The organism is Citrobacter sedlakii NBRC 105722, from assembly GCF_000759835.1.
Classification (GTDB): Bacteria; Pseudomonadota; Gammaproteobacteria; order Enterobacterales; family Enterobacteriaceae; genus Citrobacter_A; species Citrobacter_A sedlakii.
On record NZ_BBNB01000019.1, the window covers coordinates 17,883 to 35,661 of the forward strand.

General features: G+C 55.1%; 14 protein-coding genes. 3 read left to right on the plus strand and 11 right to left on the minus strand.

Going from position 1 to position 17,779, the window contains the following annotated elements:
• Positions 1-20: 20 nt before the first annotated feature.
• The 5 genes from CSE01S_RS21240 to exuT all read right to left on the minus strand — a co-directional run bounded on the left by CSE01S_RS21240 (position 21) and on the right by exuT (position 4,168).
• Positions 21-389, minus strand: a complete 369-nt coding sequence (locus CSE01S_RS21240; protein WP_042292909.1) for a DUF1090 domain-containing protein — start codon at positions 387-389, stop codon at positions 21-23.
• Between the two features lie 150 nt (positions 390-539).
• A complete protein-coding gene (gene mzrA, locus CSE01S_RS21245; protein WP_042292912.1) occupies positions 540-923 on the minus strand; it encodes an EnvZ/OmpR regulon moderator MzrA in 384 nt (127 codons plus the stop codon).
• A gap of 3 nt (positions 924-926) precedes the next feature.
• Complete coding sequence (gene yqjA, locus CSE01S_RS21250; protein ID WP_042292913.1) at positions 927-1,589, minus strand: DedA family general envelope maintenance protein YqjA; 663 nt, start codon at positions 1,587-1,589, stop codon at positions 927-929.
• Between the two features lie 349 nt (positions 1,590-1,938).
• Positions 1,939-2,715: a transcriptional regulator ExuR gene (gene exuR, locus CSE01S_RS21255; protein WP_042292915.1), complete on the minus strand. Its 777-nt coding sequence runs from the start codon at positions 2,713-2,715 to the stop codon at positions 1,939-1,941.
• Between the two features lie 151 nt (positions 2,716-2,866).
• Complete coding sequence (exuT, locus tag CSE01S_RS21260; RefSeq protein WP_042292977.1) at positions 2,867-4,168, minus strand: hexuronate transporter ExuT; 1,302 nt, start codon at positions 4,166-4,168, stop codon at positions 2,867-2,869.
• A gap of 476 nt (positions 4,169-4,644) precedes the next feature.
• Here exuT and uxaC point away from each other — a divergent pair, with 476 nt between their 5' ends.
• On the plus strand, positions 4,645-6,057 hold the full coding sequence (gene uxaC / locus CSE01S_RS21265) for a glucuronate isomerase (protein ID WP_042292917.1): 1,413 nt from the start codon (positions 4,645-4,647) through the stop codon (positions 6,055-6,057).
• Positions 6,058-6,071: 14 nt separating this feature from the next.
• The gene (locus CSE01S_RS21270; protein WP_042292919.1) at positions 6,072-7,559 is read left to right on the plus strand and encodes a UxaA family hydrolase; all 1,488 of its coding nucleotides are present in this window, start codon (positions 6,072-6,074) and stop codon (positions 7,557-7,559) included.
• 74 nt (positions 7,560-7,633) lie between these two features.
• On the opposite strand, the gene sstT is transcribed toward CSE01S_RS21270, so the two are convergent.
• The 4 genes from sstT to CSE01S_RS21290 form a co-directional block, all read right to left on the minus strand.
• Positions 7,634-8,878 (minus strand): serine/threonine transporter SstT, encoded by a 1,245-nt coding sequence (gene sstT, locus CSE01S_RS21275; protein ID WP_042292921.1) that lies wholly within the window; start codon positions 8,876-8,878, stop codon positions 7,634-7,636.
• Between the two features lie 239 nt (positions 8,879-9,117).
• Positions 9,118-10,083, minus strand: a complete 966-nt coding sequence (locus tag CSE01S_RS21280) for a TerC family protein (protein WP_042292924.1) — start codon at positions 10,081-10,083, stop codon at positions 9,118-9,120.
• A 273-nt stretch (positions 10,084-10,356) separates the two neighbouring features.
• On the minus strand, positions 10,357-11,355 hold the full coding sequence (locus CSE01S_RS21285) for a Gfo/Idh/MocA family protein (protein WP_042292927.1): 999 nt from the start codon (positions 11,353-11,355) through the stop codon (positions 10,357-10,359).
• Positions 11,356-11,424: 69 nt separating this feature from the next.
• A complete protein-coding gene (locus CSE01S_RS21290; RefSeq protein WP_042292980.1) occupies positions 11,425-11,928 on the minus strand; it encodes a M48 metallopeptidase family protein in 504 nt (167 codons plus the stop codon).
• A gap of 86 nt (positions 11,929-12,014) precedes the next feature.
• Here CSE01S_RS21290 and rlmG point away from each other — a divergent pair, with 86 nt between their 5' ends.
• Positions 12,015-13,151 carry a 23S rRNA (guanine(1835)-N(2))-methyltransferase RlmG gene (gene rlmG / locus CSE01S_RS21295; RefSeq protein WP_042292930.1) on the plus strand — a complete coding sequence of 379 codons (1,137 nt, stop codon included), beginning with the start codon at positions 12,015-12,017 and terminating at the stop codon, positions 13,149-13,151.
• A 78-nt stretch (positions 13,152-13,229) separates the two neighbouring features.
• Here the strand turns inward: rlmG and CSE01S_RS21300 are convergent, their stop codons facing one another.
• Positions 13,230-15,248 carry an oxidoreductase gene (locus CSE01S_RS21300; protein WP_042292931.1) on the minus strand — a complete coding sequence of 673 codons (2,019 nt, stop codon included), beginning with the start codon at positions 15,246-15,248 and terminating at the stop codon, positions 13,230-13,232.
• Positions 15,249-15,422: 174 nt separating this feature from the next.
• The gene (gene ygjK / locus CSE01S_RS21305) at positions 15,423-17,774 is read right to left on the minus strand and encodes an alpha-glucosidase (RefSeq protein WP_042292934.1); all 2,352 of its coding nucleotides are present in this window, start codon (positions 17,772-17,774) and stop codon (positions 15,423-15,425) included.
• Positions 17,775-17,779 lie beyond the last annotated feature (5 nt).

Sequence of the window (17,779 nt, forward strand, 5' to 3'; positions counted from 1 at the left end):
GAGTAAGGGGTTAGGGTTGCTTAGTAGTCGCGAGCTTCCAGCTCTTTCAGCTCGGCCTCTGCTTCAGCCAGCTTGCGCTCACGTTTGGCAATTTTGTCCGCATCGCCTTTTTGCTTCGCTTCCACGAGATCCTGTTTACGCTCAGTAATCTCTTCTTTTTGCTCAGCAATCTTTTCCTGATGTTCCGCGCGCAGTTTACTGTCAGTGCAGTTGGCTTTAACTTCACTGAGCGCTTTCTTCAGCCCATCGATACGGTGTTGATTATTGTGTTTCTCGGCATAGCTGATTTCCCGTTGAATATCCTGCTCCTTCTGTTGGCAGAGCGTATTGGCGTAACTGCCAGCACTAAGAGCAAAAAGGGTAATAGCTAAAGCGATGCGGTGTTTCATTCTTGAACCTTCCATTGTGATTCGTTCCCGTGAAGTCAGGAACGAGAATCCAGATGACAACGCGATGGAGTGACCCACCGCTTTATTAATCATAGACATTAAATGGGGAAATCACCAAAGTGGGTGACGGGATTCGGATTCCTGGCGATATTATCCTACCCGATGTGGGGTATCGCGCAAACGCGACAGCCACTGTACGGCCTGGCTGTCATTATCCTGCTGAGCAATGATATAGCCCTGCGGCAGGGTTTTATCGAGCACCGCTTTTGCCGCGGCGCTTTGGGCGCTGGAATCGAACGTGATCAGCAGCGTATCTTTCTGTGGCGTGATGCTTTTAAAGCGAATACCGTTGGCGTCAAGATGATGCCAGATAGAGAAACCGTCGGGCACGCTTGCCCCCTGATGAACGGCGCGGATCGCGAGAGTTGAATCCTGCTGGCGAATGGCCGACCAGACCAGTAGCAGACTGCCCAGCACCAGCAGGAACGCGGTACTCAAGGCCAGTTGCTTCAGCGTTATGCGCGGTTTCAGCATCCCTTACCCTCGGTTCCCGTATTTCTTTTTCCACAAGACCACCAGCGAACCGGCAAGGCCAAAGACCAGCAGGACGACCGGCAGCAGCATCAGGCAGGACATCAGTTGGTCTTCATATTTCAGAAAGACCGGTGTTTTGCCCAGCAGATAGCCCAACGTGGTCAGGATAAGCACCCACAGCAGGCCGCTCATCCAGTTGAAAAACTGAAAGCGCGCATTATTAAGGCCGGACAACCCTGCGATGGTGGGCAACAGGGTACGCACAAATGCAATAAAACGGCCAATAAGCAGTGCTGAAAGCCCATGCTTATGGAACAAATGGTGCGCGCGCTGATGATAGTGCGCGGGCAGATGCGAGAGCCAGTTTTGCACGGTGCGGGTATTCCCCAGCCATCGTCCCTGAATATAGCTCAGCCAGCAGCCCAGGCTGGCGGCGGTGGTGAGCAGCAAAATGGTTTGCGGATAGCCCATTGCGCCTTTCGCAATCAGCACGCCGACCAGAACCAGCAGACTGTCGCCGGGTAAAAAGGCGGCAGGCAGCAACCCGTTTTCCAGGAACAGAATCATAAATAAAACAAAATACAGCATGCCAATCATGGAAGGATTGGCCAGAGTTTCAAAATCCTGCGCCCACAGAGCGTGCAGTAATTGGGTCAAAAGTTCCATTCAGTATTCCTGGTGAATCGGTTAACGTCACGCCGGTTTCAGGAGTTTGCTATGCCGCATCATTTATCAACTTTTTTGTATGGTGTGCGAACGGCGCAAAGTCACGGCCTGAACTAATCCCTGTAAAGTGGTGAAGTAAGCAAGCACTAACAAACATAAATTCGATTTGCATCTAATTGTAACAAAGGTCAACGGAGTCCGTTATAGAAATTACGCGTCCCTGAGGTCTGATTTTGCTTATCGTAGTGGAGTGAGGCGAGAGGATTTACACAGGCTGACACTTTATACCTTTCGCTTACTGTCAGGCGTGCAGACAGGCGCAGCGGCGCGCCTGTCGGAGAAAGAACGTTTATTTTGCCGCGTTGACGGCGGTATCAAGATGAACCACCGGATTTTCAGCAAAAAGATAACGGTCAGCGTTAAATTCAAAATCGTCGCTGGTTTCGTTAAACAGCATGATTTTGGTGTTTTCGAGATGCTGCCACATTGCCAGTTTGGCGGCGTTCGGATCTTTACGAATCAGCGCCTTAAGGATTTGATCGTGATCGTCGCACCAGTTGTCCACGGTGCGCGCATCAATGTGTTCGTGCAGTTTTTTCCAGTAGGGGTTATGGCTACGCTGGGTCCACATTTTTTCGACAATCGCCGCCAACGCGGAGTTTTGCGTCGCTAATGCCACCTGAATGTGAAACTGCAGATCCCATTCGGAATCGCGAAAGCACTTTTCGTTGCGCGCTTTCTCCTGGATCTCCATCAACTTCATGATGTCCTGCTTGGTCACCTGGGTCGCGGCAAATTCAGCAATATTGCTTTCAATCAGCTGACGCGCCTGTAGCAGTTCGAACGGTCCGTAATTGGCGAACTCCAGCGACTCGTCGGCCGCCTGATGATAGCGAGGCTGATTAGAAATGACGTGAATACCCGAACCTTTACGCACTTCCACAAAACCTTCCACTTCCAGCATGATAATGGCTTCACGAACCACGGTGCGGCTGACGTTCTTTTCATCGGCAATAAAACGCTCTGCGGGCAGTTTATCGCCCACCAGGTAGACGCCCTGCTCAATACGCTCTTTCAGGTCAGCGGCAAGTTGTTGATACAAACGACGGGGTTCAGTGATTTCCATATGCGCTCCAGGCATGATACGGCAGACTCTATTTGTTATACCACTTTCGCGAGTTTCGCTCCACTCACAGAGACGAAAAAGCCGCCCTGGAGCAGGCGGCTTAGGTCAGCCGGGCAGGTAAAGCGCTCCGGCACAGGCTCTGGATTGCAGGTTAGCTTTGCGTAGCCGGTTTATTCACCTGCGGACCGGCATCGACATCGCTGGCCGGTTTGTTTTGCAGAACGGTCCAGATGACCAACGCGCCCAGCAGGTCAAACACCGCCAACACAGCAAACAGCGGGCTAAAGCCGATGGTATCCGCCAGCGCGCCTACCACCAGGGCGAACAGGGTGCTCGCCAGCCAGGCGGACATCCCGGTCAGGCCATTCGCGGTGGCCACTTCGTTGCGGCCAAAGACGTCAGAGGAGAGGGTAATCAACGCGCCGGACAACGCCTGGTGAGCAAAACCCCCTACGCACAGCAGCATGATGGCAATGTACGGGCTGGTGAACAGGCCGATCATCCCCGGACCAATCATCAGTACCGCGCCGAGGGTGACCACCATTTTACGCGACACGATCAGGTTTACGCCGAACCAGCGCTGGAACAGCGGCGGCAGATAGCCCCCGACGATACAGCCCAGGTCGGCAAACAGCATAGGCATCCAGGCGAACATGGCGATTTCTTTCAGGTTAAAGCCATACACCTTAAACATGAACAGCGGGATCCACGCGTTGAACGTACCCCATGCCGGTTCCGCCAGGAAGCGTGGCAGGGCGATCCCCCAGAACTGGCGGTTGCGCAGGATCTGCAGCAGCGACATTTTCTTTGCGCTGTTGGTCTGATGCTGTGCTTCCTGACCGTTAATAATGTAGTCACGCTCTTCGTCCGTCAGTTTTTTCTGGTCGCGCGGGTGTTTGTAGAAAATCAGCCATGCCATCGCCCAGATAAAGCTCAGGGCGCCGGAGATGATGAACGCCATCTGCCAGCTGTGCATCACAATCGCCCAGACGACCAGCGGCGGGGCAATCATCGCACCGATAGAGGAGCCAACGTTAAAATAACCCACCGCAATGGAGCGCTCTTTCGCCGGAAACCACTCAGAACTGGCTTTCAGGCCAGCCGGGATCATCGCGGCTTCGGCTGCGCCGACCGCGCCACGCGCCAGCGCCAGCCCGCCCCAGCTACCCGCCAGTGCCGTTGCGCCACAGAAAACGGCCCACAATACGGCAAACATCGCGTAACCCACTTTGGTGCCGAGAACGTCAAGCACGTAACCGGCAACGGGTTGCATAACCGTGTAAGCAGCAGAGTAGGCTGCGATGATATAGGAATACTGTTGGGTGGAGATGTGTAACTCTTCCATCAGAGTCGGCGCAGCTGCCGCCACAGTGTTACGCGTCAGATACCCGAGCACGGTGCCAAGCGTCACCAGTGCGATCATGTACCAACGTAACCCTTTAATTTTACGCATGTAAAACCTCATCGTTTTGTTATTTCCGCCAGGAACGCGGCCATCATCCAGCGTAGGGCGGAGGATGTTCTTCTCACGAAGGGCGTAACCGAAAAAAAGCCGGTACTCCCCGAACGTTGCCATTAAGTCGTTGTGCTCATTCGGTTTCCGTACCGGTCAATCCGATGATGAATTCATCGGTAATAATGCATTCCGTCAGCTTATGTATCGCGACGGCAGAAAGATAACTTGTCATACAACTTTAAAAGGTGAGAGCCATCACAAAAGTGCTATTCTTAGCAGGGTCATTATTTCTTTACAGGAAGGCCAGTCGTGGCGCGGGCTGGGACGGTTTTTACCTCCAGAAGGGTAACGTTTTTGTCAGGGTTTATTGATCTGGCTCACGAAAATATCTTCGGATAGTGGAAATTGGTGTGATAACTTTGTCAGCATCGCAACATAAGCAATCTGACGCACTCGATGAGAGGAAGACGATAATGACCCCGTTTATGACTGAAGATTTTCTGCTGGATACCGAATTTGCCCGCCGCCTGTATCATGATTACGCTAAAGAACAGCCGATCTTCGACTACCACTGCCATTTGCCGCCGCAGCAAATCGCCGAAGACTACCGTTTCACGAACCTGTATGACATCTGGCTGAAGGGCGACCACTACAAATGGCGCGCGATGCGAACCAACGGCGTGCCTGAGCGGCTGTGTACCGGCGACGCGTCCGATCGCGAGAAGTTCGACGCCTGGGCGGCAACCGTTCCGCATACCATCGGCAATCCGCTGTATCACTGGACTCACCTCGAACTGCGTCGCCCGTTTGGCATCACCGGTAAGCTGCTGTCACCGTCTACCGCTGATGAGATCTGGAATGAGTGCAACGACCTGCTGGCACAGGATCGCTTCTCCGCGCGCGGGATCATGCAGCAAATGAACGTGAAAATGGTCGGCACTACCGACGATCCGATCGACTCGCTGGAGCACCATGCGAAGGTGGCGCAGGACAGCAGCTTCGCCATTAAAGTGCTGCCAAGCTGGCGTCCGGACAAAGCTTTCAACATTGAACAGGCGACCTTCAATGATTACATGGCGAAGCTGGGTGAAGTGTCCGATACCGACATCCGCCGCTTTAGCGATCTGCAAAGCGCGCTGACCAAACGTCTGGATCATTTCGCCGCCCACGGCTGTAAAGTCTCTGACCACGCGCTTGATGTGGTGCTGTTTGCGGAGGCGAATGAAGCCGAACTGGACGGCATCCTGGCACGCCGTCTGGCGGGCGACGCCCTGAGCGAACACGAAGTGGCGCAGTTCAAAACGGCGGTACTGGTGTTCCTCGGCGCGGAATATGCCCGTCGCGGTTGGGTCCAGCAGTATCACATCGGCGCGCTGCGCAATAACAACCTTCGCCAGTTCAAACTGCTGGGGCCGGACGTGGGCTTTGACTCCATCAATGACCGTCCGATGGCAGAAGAACTGTCTAAATTACTCAGCAAGCAGAACGAAGAAAACCTGCTGCCAAAAACCATTCTCTACTGCCTCAACCCGCGTGATAACGAAGTGCTGGGAACGATGATCGGTAACTTCCAGGGCGAAGGGATGCCGGGCAAAATGCAATTCGGTTCCGGCTGGTGGTTTAACGATCAGAAAGACGGGATGGAACGTCAGATGACACAACTGGCGCAGTTGGGCCTGTTAAGCCGCTTCGTGGGCATGCTGACCGACAGCCGCAGCTTCCTGTCGTATACCCGTCATGAATACTTCCGCCGCATTCTGTGCCAGATGATCGGCCGCTGGGTGGACGCGGGCGAAGCCCCGGCAGACATTCAGCTGTTGGGCGAGATGGTAAGAAACATTTGCTTTAACAATGCGCGTGACTACTTCGCCATTGAGCTCAACTAAGGTTCGGGGTTGATATGCAATACATCAAGATCCATGCGCTGGATAACGTTGCGGTAGCGCTGGCCGATTTGGCGCAGGGCACGGAAGTGAACGTTGATAACCACACCGTAACGCTACGTCAGGCTATCGCACGTGGTCATAAATTTGCGTTGAGCAATATTACGCGTGATGAATACGTCATTAAGTACGGGCAGCCTATCGGCCATGCTCTGGCGGACATTGCGGCGGGTGAACACATTCATGCCCATAATACACGCACCAACCTGAGCGACCTGGATGCGTATCGCTATCAACCTGAGTTTCAGGATCTCCCGCCGCAGCCCGCGGATCGCGATGTGCAGATCTACCGTCGCGCCAGCGGGGACGTCGGCGTACGTAACGAGCTGTGGATCCTGCCGACCGTCGGCTGCGTCAACGGGATCGCGCGGCAGATCCAGAATCGCTTCCTGAAGGAAACCAATAACGCCGAAGGCACCGACGGCGTTTTCCTGTTCAGTCATACCTACGGCTGTTCCCAACTGGGCGACGATCACATCAACACCCGCACTATGCTGCAAAACATGGTGCGTCATCCGAATGCCGGGGCGGTACTGGTGATTGGCCTCGGCTGTGAAAACAACCAGGTCGATGCGTTTCGCGAAACGCTGGGCGAGTTCGATCCTGAACGCGTGCATTTTATGATCTGCCAGCATCAGGACGATGAAGTGGAAGCGGGGATTGCGCATCTGCATCAGCTTTACGAAGCGATGCGCCACGATAAGCGCGAACCGGGTAAACTGAGCGAACTGAAGTTTGGTCTGGAGTGCGGTGGTTCTGACGGGCTTTCCGGCATTACCGCGAATCCGATGTTAGGACGTTTTTCTGACTACATGATTGCCAATGGCGGCACGACGGTGCTGACCGAAGTGCCGGAGATGTTCGGCGCGGAGCAACTGCTGATGAGCCACTGCCGCGACGAAGAAACCTTCCACAAGCTGGTGACGATGGTCAACGACTTTAAGCAGTATTTTATGGCCCATAACCAGCCCATCTACGAAAACCCCTCGCCGGGCAACAAAGCCGGGGGCATTACCACGCTGGAAGATAAATCGCTGGGCTGTACCCAGAAAGCAGGTTCCAGTCAGGTGGTGGACGTGCTGCGTTACGGCGAGCGTCTGAAAACGCACGGGCTGAACCTGCTGAGCGCGCCGGGTAATGATGCAGTGGCTACCAGCGCACTGGCCGGGGCGGGGTGTCATATGGTGCTGTTCAGTACCGGACGCGGCACGCCCTATGGCGGTTTTGTGCCGACAGTGAAAATCGCCACCAACAGCGAACTTGCAGCGAAGAAAAAGCACTGGATCGACTTCGACGCGGGTCAGCTCATTCACGGTAAAGCGATGCCGCAGTTGCTTGATGAATTTATCGACACCATTGTTGAGTTCGCCAACGGCAAGCAGACCTGCAATGAACGTAATGATTTCAGAGAGTTGGCTATTTTTAAAAGCGGCGTTACCCTCTAATTACCCTTCGTTTTGAGTCAGGTTGTAAAAACAGGCCGGATACGCGCAGCGCTATCCGGCCTGGGGATGTCACATTAGCTACGCAGTGCGTTGTTGGCCAGACGCTCGTCTTCCGCCTGGCAAGCCGCCGCGGTAAACAGTACGTCGGTAGAGGAGTTCAGCGCCGTTTCGCAGGAGTCCTGCAGTACGCCGATGATGAAGCCAACCGCCACAACTTGCATGGCAATATCGTTCGGAATGCCGAACATGTTACAGGCCAGCGGGATAAGCAGCAGTGAACCGCCCGCCACCCCGGATGCGCCACAGGCGCACAGAGAAGCCACCACGCTCAGCAGCAGCGCCGTCGGCAGATCCACCGGCACGCCCAGCGTATGTACCGCCGCCAGTGTCAGTACGGTGATGGTGATTGCCGCACCCGCCATATTGATGGTCGCGCCCAGTGGAATTGACACCGAATAGGTATCACGGTCCAGATTCAGCTTTTCACACAGCGCCATGTTTACCGGAATATTGGCTGCGGAACTGCGGGTGAAGAAGGCGTAAACGCCACTTTCACGCAGGCAGGCGAACACCAGCGGATACGGGTTGCGCCGAATTTTCCAGAACACCAACAGCGGGTTGATCACCAGCGCCACCAGCAGCATACAGCCAATCAACACCACTAACAGCTGAGCGTAGCCCCACAGCGTAGAGAAACCGGTGGTGGCCAGCGTAGACGACACCAGGCCAAAAATACCAATCGGCGCAAAACGGATGACCAGCTTCACCATAAAGGTGACGGCATTGGACATATCGTTCACCAGGTTTTTGGTGGTCTCATTACCGTGACGCAGGGCAAAGCCCAGACCGACAGCCCACACCAGAATACCGATATAGTTGGCGTTCAGTAGCGCATCGACAGGGTTAGAGACCATGCTCATCAGCAGGCCGCGCAGGACTTCGACAATGCCGGACGGCGGCACAACGTCATTGGCGCTACTACTTAAATGCAGCGTGGACGGAAAGGCGAAGCTGAACACGACCGCAGCCAGCGCTGCAGAAAAGGTGCCCAGCAGATAGAGGAACAGAATCGGACGGATATTGGTTTTTTGTCCGTGTTGATGGTTGGCGATAGACGCCATGACCAGCATCAGAACCAGGACAGGTGCGACGGCCTTTAACGCGCCGACGAAAAGTGTACCCAGTAACCCTACAGCTTCTGCTGCGGGCTTAGAAATCCATGCCAGTAGAATCCCCAGAACGAGGCCCACTAAAATTTGTTTTACCAGACTCCCTTGCGCCAGGCGCTGGAACAACCCCGGTGTACGTTGCGTAGTCATTTCTCGATCCTTACAGTGTGATGTTGCTCATCCGCTGTGCGCTCTGATGGCGCATCTTTCTGGATGTAACAAAGTGTTTGCATGGTCGAGTATAAGGAAAGATAAAGCTTCGGGAAGCGAAATATGCTGGAATTTTCGCTGTGATCATATTTTATAACTTATCATTAACACGATTGTGACATGATAAACAAAAAGCGATCGCGCCGGGCGGAGGAAAACCGCCACCCGGCATAACAGATTTAAGCCTGCTGCTGCTTATCACGCTGGTGGTTCACCCAGGCATTGATCAGTAGCGTAACAACCAGAATACCAAACACCACCCCCAGCGAAATGGCGATCGGGATATGGTAGAAGTCGACGATCAGCATCTTAATGCCGATAAACACCAGTATTACCGCCAGTCCGTATTTGAGCATTGAGAAGCGCTCAGCCACCCCCGCCAACAGGAAGTACATCGCACGCAGACCGAGGATCGCAAACAGGTTCGACGTCAGTACGATGAACGGGTCGGTCGTCACAGCGAAGATCGCCGGGATACTGTCGACCGCGAAAATGACGTCGCTCAGCTCCACGAGGATCAGCACCAGCATCAGCGGCGTCACGTACAGCAGACCGTTTTTACGCACGAAGAAATGCTCGTTCTCAATGGTATCGGTCATCCGCAGATGTCCGCGCAGCCAGCGCACCAGCGGCTTGTCGCCAATGCCGGATTCGTCCTCTTTCGCCAGCGCCATCTTCACGCCGGTAAACAGCAGGAACGCGCCGAACACATACAGCATCCATTCGAACTGGGTTATCAACCAGGTCCCTGCAAAAATCATAATCGTACGCAGTACGATCGCGCCCAGCACGCCGTAGACCAGCACCCGACGCTGCAGCGCAGGGGGGACCGAGAAGTAGCTGAACAGCATCAGCCAGACGAAGACGTTATCGACGGCCAGTGATTTTTCAATCAGATAACCGGTGAGGAAGGCGAGCGCCTGTGGGTCTGCGACCGCGCGTCCTTCAGTTTGAACCAGATACCACCAGAATGCGGCATTAAACAATAACGAGAGGGTAACCCAGACGAGGGACCAGGCTGCCGCTTGCTTCATGGTCATCGTGTGTACGCCACGACGCCCCTGAAGCAAGAGGTCGATAGCCAGCATAATCACCACAACGACAGCGAATCCGCCCCATAACAACGGTGTGCCGACAGTATTCATAGACATTCCTTACACATAAAAAAAACGGCCAACGTCGGAAGACGTCAGCCGCTGCTTTTTATATGCATAGACCTCGCCTTCCGGCAAGGTCTCACTTACAACAAAACAGGAATACGTTGTCGCATTCCTGTTTGGTTGCCCGGTGACCGGATGTGGTTTTTCACACATCGTAATGACGATCAACCGACAATGAAGTTACTCCCCTTTGCAGGTTACAAAATATGACAGGCCACGCATTTCGTCAATGGCCTGTAACATCTGTTTTACAATGTTTTACGCAGGGGTCGCGTGGCTGACATCATCCGCCGGGAAAATCACGCCGGTCTGGCGGCGAATTTCCGTAAGCAGTTTGGCGGTCACGCGACTGACCGACAGCCCGGGATGGTTCACTTCATTGGTTTCTACCAGTACTGCAAAAACCTCTGCCTCATACAGCATAGTATTGATGTGCTGAGGTTGGGTGAGGTCCTGCGATTTCCCGCCGCGCGGCACGAAGCACACTTTCTGGCATTCGGAGATCTTTTCGACAACCAGTGCGCCCGCTTCACCCTGAATTTCACTGTCGATAACGGAATCACTGACTTTCGAATGCTGCAACGTTACGCTGAAATCGCCGTAATCCATCACCACCACGCCGTGCGCATCGACGCCGCTGTCCAGCAGGCTGGCTGTCGCCTGGACGCCGTGCGGTTCGCCCCACAGCGCTACCGCTGACGCCAGGCAATAAAAGCCGATGTCCATGATGGAGCCGTTAGAAAAGGCGGGATTAAAGGTGTTTGGGTTTTCGCCATCCAGATAACGTTGATAGCGCGAGGAGTACTGGCAGTAGTTAAGAAACGCTTTACGCATTTTGCCCACTTTCGGCAACGATTGCTGGAGCAGCAGGAAATTCGGCAGGCTGGCGGTTTTGAACGCCTCGTACAGCACCACCTGATTTTCCCGCGCGCAGGCAATTGCGGCTTCCACTTCCGCCAGGTTCGACGCCAGCGGTTTTTCGCAAATCACATGTTTCTTATGACTCAGAAAAAGCTGTGTTTGTGGGAAGTGCAGCGAGTTCGGGCTGGCAATATACACAGCGTCAATGGCATCGCTCTGCGCCATCGCGTCCAGCGAGGTAAAAAGATGCTCGACGAGGTAATCATTGGCGAAGGTTTGCGCCTGCTCGAGGCTGCGGGAATAAACGGCGGTGAGCTTATATTTGCCGGTCTCATGGGCGGCATCGACAAACTGGCGGGTGATCCAGTTCGTGCCAATCACTGCGAAACGTATCATAAACGCGTTCTGGCTCCATAAAAGGTATCTGCCGACAATGTAGCATGCCCACGTGTCAAAGCCAGTGCGCTACCGCGCAGTTTCCCTGATTGAAAGCGCCGTCAGCCAAAGCCGGGTATCGAATTCCAACTGGTGATAATGCGGCTCCATATGACAGCAGAGCTGGTAAAACGCCTTGCTGTGCTCTTTTTCTTTGAGATGCGCCAGTTCGTGCACCACGATCATGCGCAAAAACGGCTCCGGCGCATGGCGAAACACGGTGGCGACCCGGATTTCCGCTTTCGCTTTCAGTTTACCGCCCTGCACCCGCGACACGGCGGTATGCAGCCCCAGCGCGTTTTTCAGCACATGGATCTTATTGTCATACATCACTTTATTGATCGGCGGGGCGCTGCGCAGGAACTGGCTTTTCAGGTCCTGGGTGTACTGCCAGAGCGCCTTATCGGTGGCGAAGTCATGCGTGCCGGGATAACGCTTTTCCAGCACCGCCCCCAGTCGTTGTTCGGCAATCAGCGTGCGCACCTGAGAAAGCAAATGTTCAGGGTAACCCTGGAGATAAGGCAGTTGGTTCATTACGGTCCACGCCATTGAATGAAAATGTTGTATACTCACGCACCCTTTTCAGGGACAAGCCGAAATTTTACCATTCAGGAGGGCCGATGAGCCACACAGACAACGGTTTCCGTTCACTGACATTAAAACGTTTTCCCCAGACGGATGACGTTAACCCACTGCTGGCGTGGGAAGCGGCGGACGAGTATCTGCTGCAACAGTTGGACGATACGGAAATTCGCGGCCCGGTGCTGATCCTGAATGACGCCTTTGGCGCGCTGAGTTGTGCGCTGGCGGCGCACACGCCGTACAGCATTGGCGACTCATATCTGAGCGAGCTGGCGACGCGGGAAAACCTGCGCCATAACGATATCAGCGAAGCCAGCGTTACGTTTCTCGACAGCACCGCGGCGTATCCGCAGGCGCCGGGCGTGGTGCTGATCAAAGTACCGAAAACGCTGGCGCTGCTGGAGCAGCAGCTACGCGCGTTGCGCAAAGTCGTTACCCCACAAACGCGAATTATCGCTGGCGCAAAAGCCCGGGATATTCACACGTCCACGCTGGAACTGTTTGAAAAGGTGTTGGGACCGACCACCACCACGCTGGCATGGAAAAAAGCCCGTCTTATCAACTGCGCCTTCAGCGAACCTGCGCTGACCGACACCCCGGACACCCTGAGCTGGAAGCTGGACGGTACCGACTGGACCATCCATAACCATGCCAACGTTTTCTCGCGTACCGGGCTGGACATCGGCGCGCGCTTTTTTATGCAGCATCTGCCGGAAAACCTGGAAGGGGAGATTGTCGATCTCGGCTGCGGCAATGGGGTGATCGGCTTAACCTTGCTGGCGAAAAATCCACAGGCGAGCGTGGTGTTTGTCGATGAGTCGCCGATGGCGGTGGCGTCCAGCCGCCTGAACGTAGAAACCAACCTGCCGGATGCGGTCGATCGCAGCGAGTTTATGATCAACAACGCCCTTTCTGGCGTCGAACCGTTTCGTTTTAACGCCATCTTCTGCAACCCGCCGTTCCACCAAAAGCATGCCCTGACCGATAACATCGCCTGGGAGATGTTTCATCACGCCCGCCGTTGCCTGAAGATCAACGGCGAACTGTATATTGTCGCCAACCGCCATCTCGACTATTTCCACAAGCTGAAGAAGATTTTCGGCAACTGCGCCACTGTCGCCACCAACAACAAATTCGTGGTGCTCAAAGCGGTGAAACTGGGACGTCGGCGTTAACGTATTGCCGGATGACGGCCAACGCCTTATCCGGGCCGCATCGGAATGCTATCCCGTCGGCCCGGTAAGCGTAGCGCCTTAAATCGTCAGCGCTAAACGGGTGCCCTGGGCGATGGCGCGGCGAGCGTCCAGTTCCATCGCCACATCGCAGCCGCCAATCAAATGCACCGTTTTACCGGCCGCGTACAGCGGTTCGGCCAGTTCACGCCGCGGCTCCTGCCCGGCACAGATAATGACGTTATCCACTTTCAGGATCTGCGGTTCGCCGCCGATCAGCAGATGCAGCCCGTCATCGTCGATCCGTTGATAACTCACCGCAGGGATCATTTTCACCCCACGCGCGAGCAGCGTGGCGCGATGGATCCAGCCGGTGGTTTTCCCCAGCCCGTCGCCGGGTTTACTGGCTTTACGCTGGAGCATCACGATCTGGCGCGGACTGCGTGGGAGATGCGGCCCTTCCGGACGTAATCCGCCGGCCTGTTTCAGGCTGGTGTCGATGCCCCATTCCACGCAAAAATCGGCAATGTTCTGGCTGGTCGGTTCGCCTGGCTGGCTTAAATACATCGCGGTATCAAAGCCGATACCGCCGCAGCCAACGATCACAACCCGGTTGCCCACCGGCGCTTTATCACGCAGCACGTCGAGATAGGTTAATACTGAAGGATGATCGATGCCTTCAATTGGCGGTCTGCGCGGTTCGATCCCGCTGGCGAGGATCACCTCGTCAAAGGCCTGAAGGTCGTCCGCGCTGACAACGTGGTTCAGCTGCAGCGTAACGCCTGTAACGTCGATCATCCGCCGGTAATAGCGTAGCGTTTCGTAAAACTCCTCTTTGCCGGGGATCTGTTTGGCAATGTTAAACTGTCCGCCGATCTCGCCCAGGGCATCGAACAGCGTGACGTGATGACCGCGCGACGCCGCGTTGATGGCAAAGGCCAGCCCTGCCGGACCCGCACCGACTACCGCCAGGTTTTTTGCCTGCAGCGCAGGCAGAACCGGCATTTGGGTTTCGTGACACGCGCGTGGGTTGACCAGACACGAGGTGACTTTTCCGGCGAAGATTTGATCCAGACAGGCCTGATTGCAGCCGATGCAGGTGTTGATCTCATCCGCACGTCCCGACTGCGCTTTTGACAGGATCCCGGCATCGGCCAGAAATGGACGCGCCATCGATACCATGTCGGCATCGCCGCGCGCGAGGATCGCATCGGCGACCTGCGGATCGTTAATACGGTTGGTGGTCACTAACGGTACAGAGACATGCCCCTTCAGCTTGCGTGTCACCCAACTGAAGGCGCCGCGCGGTACCGGCGTGGCGATGGTGGGAATACGCGCTTCGTGCCAGCCAATGCCGGTGTTGATGATTGTCGCGCCCGCGGCTTCAATGGCCTTTGCCAGCTGGACGGTCTCCTCAAAGGTGCTGCCATTTTCCACCAGATCCAGCATTGACAGACGATAGATAATAATAAAATCGTTGCCGACACGCTGGCGTACCGCGCGCACCACCTCCACCGCAAAACGCATGCGGTTGGCGTATTCTCCGCCCCACTGGTCGTCGCGCTGATTGGTGCGCAGGGCGAGAAATTCGTTAATCAGATAGCCTTCCGACCCCATCACCTCTACGCCGTCATAACCCGCTTCGCGCGCCAGCTGCGCGCAGTGCGCAAAGTCCTTAATCAATTGCAGTATCTCATCATGAGACAGCGCATGGGGCGTAAAACGGTTGATCGGCGCCTGAATCGCGGAGGGAGCGACCAGCTGCGGCTGATAGCTGTAGCGCCCGGTGTGCAAAATTTGCAGGGCAATTTTGCCGCCCTCATTGTGCACTGCGTCAGTGACTACGCGATGCTGCGGCAACTGACAGGCATCGTTAAGCGTCGCGCCGCCCTTCAGCGCCACCCCGGACAGGGAGGGCGCAATGCCGCCTGTCACAATCAGCGCAACGCCGTGCCGTGCGCGTTCGGCGTAAAAGGCCGCCAGGCGTTCAGCCCCCTCGGGGTGCTCTTCCAGCCCGGTATGCATCGATCCCATCAGCACGCGGTTTTTCAGCGTGGTAAAGCCAAGATCCAGCGGGGCAAACAGCGACGGGTAGCTCATAGCAGTATCCAGTATGTAAAATTATTGTTATGTGGTCGGATGAGTTACTAATTTAGCCGTCGCGCCGTAAAAGGGAAAAGGGGAATGCGATGATTGTGATGGGATTCAAAAAATGCTGCGGGACAGCTTTAGTAGGCCGGGTAAGGCGAAGCCGCCCCCGGCACTGTTCAATGACTACTGTTTCTTAAAAAATCCGTGGTACAGCATGTATAAATGCGCTGCGCTCCAGGAGAAGTTTGGTGCTCCCTGCTGTGCACCGGTCAGTGGGTTGTAGTTCTCCTGAATAGGACCGTCGGCGGTTAACCCTTTTGCATGTTTAAAGAAGGTATCTGCCAGCGCCAGCGCCTCGTCGCGATATCCGTAGCGCTCCATACCTTTTAAACCGAACCAGAATTGATCCACCCAGACGCGGCCGCGCCAGTAAATATCCGCGCCGAACGCTGGGTTAGTCAGTGCCGCCGTACCCAACGGGACAAAGGTGTTGAACTCTTTCGGGTCCAGCATCACTTTGACGACGTCATCGGCATGGGACTGCGTCGCCGCCCCGTTAAACAACGGTGACCAACCCTCAGGCCCTTTTCCGCGCTCAACGATCGGTTTCCCGGCGCAGCCGTTAGCCAGCGGTTTGTCTTCAATGCGCACGTCATAGAAGTAGCGGCTGGTGGGATCAAACATGCAGGTGTTGATGTAATCCGCCAGCTTTAGCGCCAACTCACGGTAACGTTGCGCCTCTTCTTTCTTCCCAAGGATCGAGGCCATTTCCGCCAGGTAATGGTTGTCGCTATACATATAGCTGGCCTGGTCGACCGACTCCTGTAACAGCGAATAGCCGAGCAATGTCCCATCCTGGCTGCGGTTTTCCGCGAACTTCACTACCCAGTCGCTGCGCTTGCCGCCGTTAGCGATGTATTTGTCCAGTTGAGCCTTGTCGATGAAGCCAAACACCGCCGCGTCGTCACGACCGGACTCCCACGATGCGGCGACCTGTGCCGGGATCTCCAGACTGTCATACTGGCCTTTCTCAACTACCTGGGCGTAGTTTTGCAGGCCAGACAGCGACTCTTCCTTACTGCCTTTTTTCACCGTAAACAGCATGTCGCCACTTTCGGTGTTATGCGCTTTATCGCGGGTAGCGCCGTACTCCGGCACTCCGTTGCCGTTATGATCGCGGTTACGCAGCCACCAGTTATGATAAGCTGCCAGCTTCGGATACATCTCCTCAAGCCAGGTCTTATCTTTGGTGACGTTGTAAACCTCCATGACTGACCACGCCGCCAGACTCGGCTTGGTGTTACGTTCGTTCCAGTTGCCGCCATCGCCGCCGCGTTCCGGGCTAAGGTTCCATGCGATCAGATCGGGAACAAAGCCCGCATCCTGTGGACGCACCTTATCGCCAGGCTGGATCTGCCAGGAAAAGACGGCGCGGATATTTTCTTTGGCGATCTCCGGGTTGAAGTGCGCCATGGCGAAGGCCTGCTTCCAGGTATCCCATGGCCAGGTCTGATTCCCGGAGAACCAGCGACCAGTTACCGACGGGGTAACGGTATTGTGTTTCACCGCACCACCAGGCGAACGCCAGTTGCCATTCAGGGTTTCTATCGCCTTCACTGCGACCCGCGTCTGTTCCGGAGTGGCATGCGGGTTGGTTAACCCTTCTTGCAAATAGCCCTCCCAGCGCTTTTGCGAAGCAGTCAGGTAATGCGCCGGACGCGCCAGAATATCGCGGATTTGCATCTGCTCTTTCGTAATTTCCGCAGCGGTCAGCAGATGGGAATAGGTGGTGTAAATCGTAGTGGAACCGTTAATGTGCGCCTTACTGATAAAACGATGTCCATCAATCTTCGTCTGAGTGGGCAGCGATTTATGCACCTGATATTCCGACTCGCCGCTGGTTAACAGATCCCACGTCGAGCGCACTTTGCCGAAGGTGACTTTCAGGCCGTCACGGGTAGCGATGATTTTGCGTTGATAATCGGGAAAAGCCATATCAATAGTTTGATCTGAGGTAGGCTTGCCCTCTTTGGCTTCCAGTTTCTCCAGCAGTTCACCGTCCCACACCAGCTCCAGCGGCTGATTGCTGGTAATTTTCGTCTCCAGCAGTGACGTGCGCGGAGTGGCAAAACGCAACGTCATTTCTACCTGCACATCCCTGGAAGACAGTTTCTGCACCAGCGCGCCAGGAATGCTGTACGCTTCAAAGGTGAAATCCACTTTTTTACCGCGTTGCCAGACCGTCAGGCGGTCGAAGTTAGCCGCCATAAAGTTGATGTACTCTTCCGTCAGAAGAGCGACACCGGGAAAGCCGCCCATTGAAGCAGTGCCGTCCGGTAGTAAATGACCGTGCCAGGCACCGAGATCAAAAAACGGGTTAAAGCGCTGATGGTCGTCATAGTCATAATCATGCATATAGCCCGGTACACCGCTGCGGTTGATGACGTTTTTAAAATCTTCTGCGGTAGTGGCATGGGCGGAAAAGCTCAGCAGCAGTGCATAAGCCAGCGGCGTAAGTAGGGTTTTGATTTTCATGGTAT

What these genes read in the sequence shown, in the direction of transcription:
- CSE01S_RS21240 (WP_042292909.1), bottom strand. Translation starts at nt 389, where the DNA reads ATGAAACACCGCATCGCTTTAGCTATTACCCTTTTTGCTCTTAGTGCT.
- mzrA (WP_042292912.1), bottom strand. Translation starts at nt 923, where the DNA reads ATGCTGAAACCGCGCATAACGCTGAAGCAACTGGCCTTGAGTACCGCG.
- yqjA (WP_042292913.1), bottom strand. Translation starts at nt 1,589, where the DNA reads ATGGAACTTTTGACCCAATTACTGCACGCTCTGTGGGCGCAGGATTTT.
- exuR (WP_042292915.1), bottom strand. Translation starts at nt 2,715, where the DNA reads ATGGAAATCACTGAACCCCGTCGTTTGTATCAACAACTTGCCGCTGAC.
- exuT (WP_042292977.1), bottom strand. Translation starts at nt 4,168, where the DNA reads ATGCGTAAAATTAAAGGGTTACGTTGGTACATGATCGCACTGGTGACG.
- uxaC (WP_042292917.1), top strand. Translation starts at nt 4,645, where the DNA reads ATGACCCCGTTTATGACTGAAGATTTTCTGCTGGATACCGAATTTGCC.
- CSE01S_RS21270 (WP_042292919.1), top strand. Translation starts at nt 6,072, where the DNA reads ATGCAATACATCAAGATCCATGCGCTGGATAACGTTGCGGTAGCGCTG.
- sstT (WP_042292921.1), bottom strand. Translation starts at nt 8,878, where the DNA reads ATGACTACGCAACGTACACCGGGGTTGTTCCAGCGCCTGGCGCAAGGG.
- CSE01S_RS21280 (WP_042292924.1), bottom strand. Translation starts at nt 10,083, where the DNA reads ATGAATACTGTCGGCACACCGTTGTTATGGGGCGGATTCGCTGTCGTT.
- CSE01S_RS21285 (WP_042292927.1), bottom strand. Translation starts at nt 11,355, where the DNA reads ATGATACGTTTCGCAGTGATTGGCACGAACTGGATCACCCGCCAGTTT.
- CSE01S_RS21290 (WP_042292980.1), bottom strand. Translation starts at nt 11,928, where the DNA reads ATGAACCAACTGCCTTATCTCCAGGGTTACCCTGAACATTTGCTTTCT.
- rlmG (WP_042292930.1), top strand. Translation starts at nt 12,015, where the DNA reads ATGAGCCACACAGACAACGGTTTCCGTTCACTGACATTAAAACGTTTT.
- CSE01S_RS21300 (WP_042292931.1), bottom strand. Translation starts at nt 15,248, where the DNA reads ATGAGCTACCCGTCGCTGTTTGCCCCGCTGGATCTTGGCTTTACCACG.
- ygjK (WP_042292934.1), bottom strand. Translation starts at nt 17,774, where the DNA reads ATGAAAATCAAAACCCTACTTACGCCGCTGGCTTATGCACTGCTGCTG.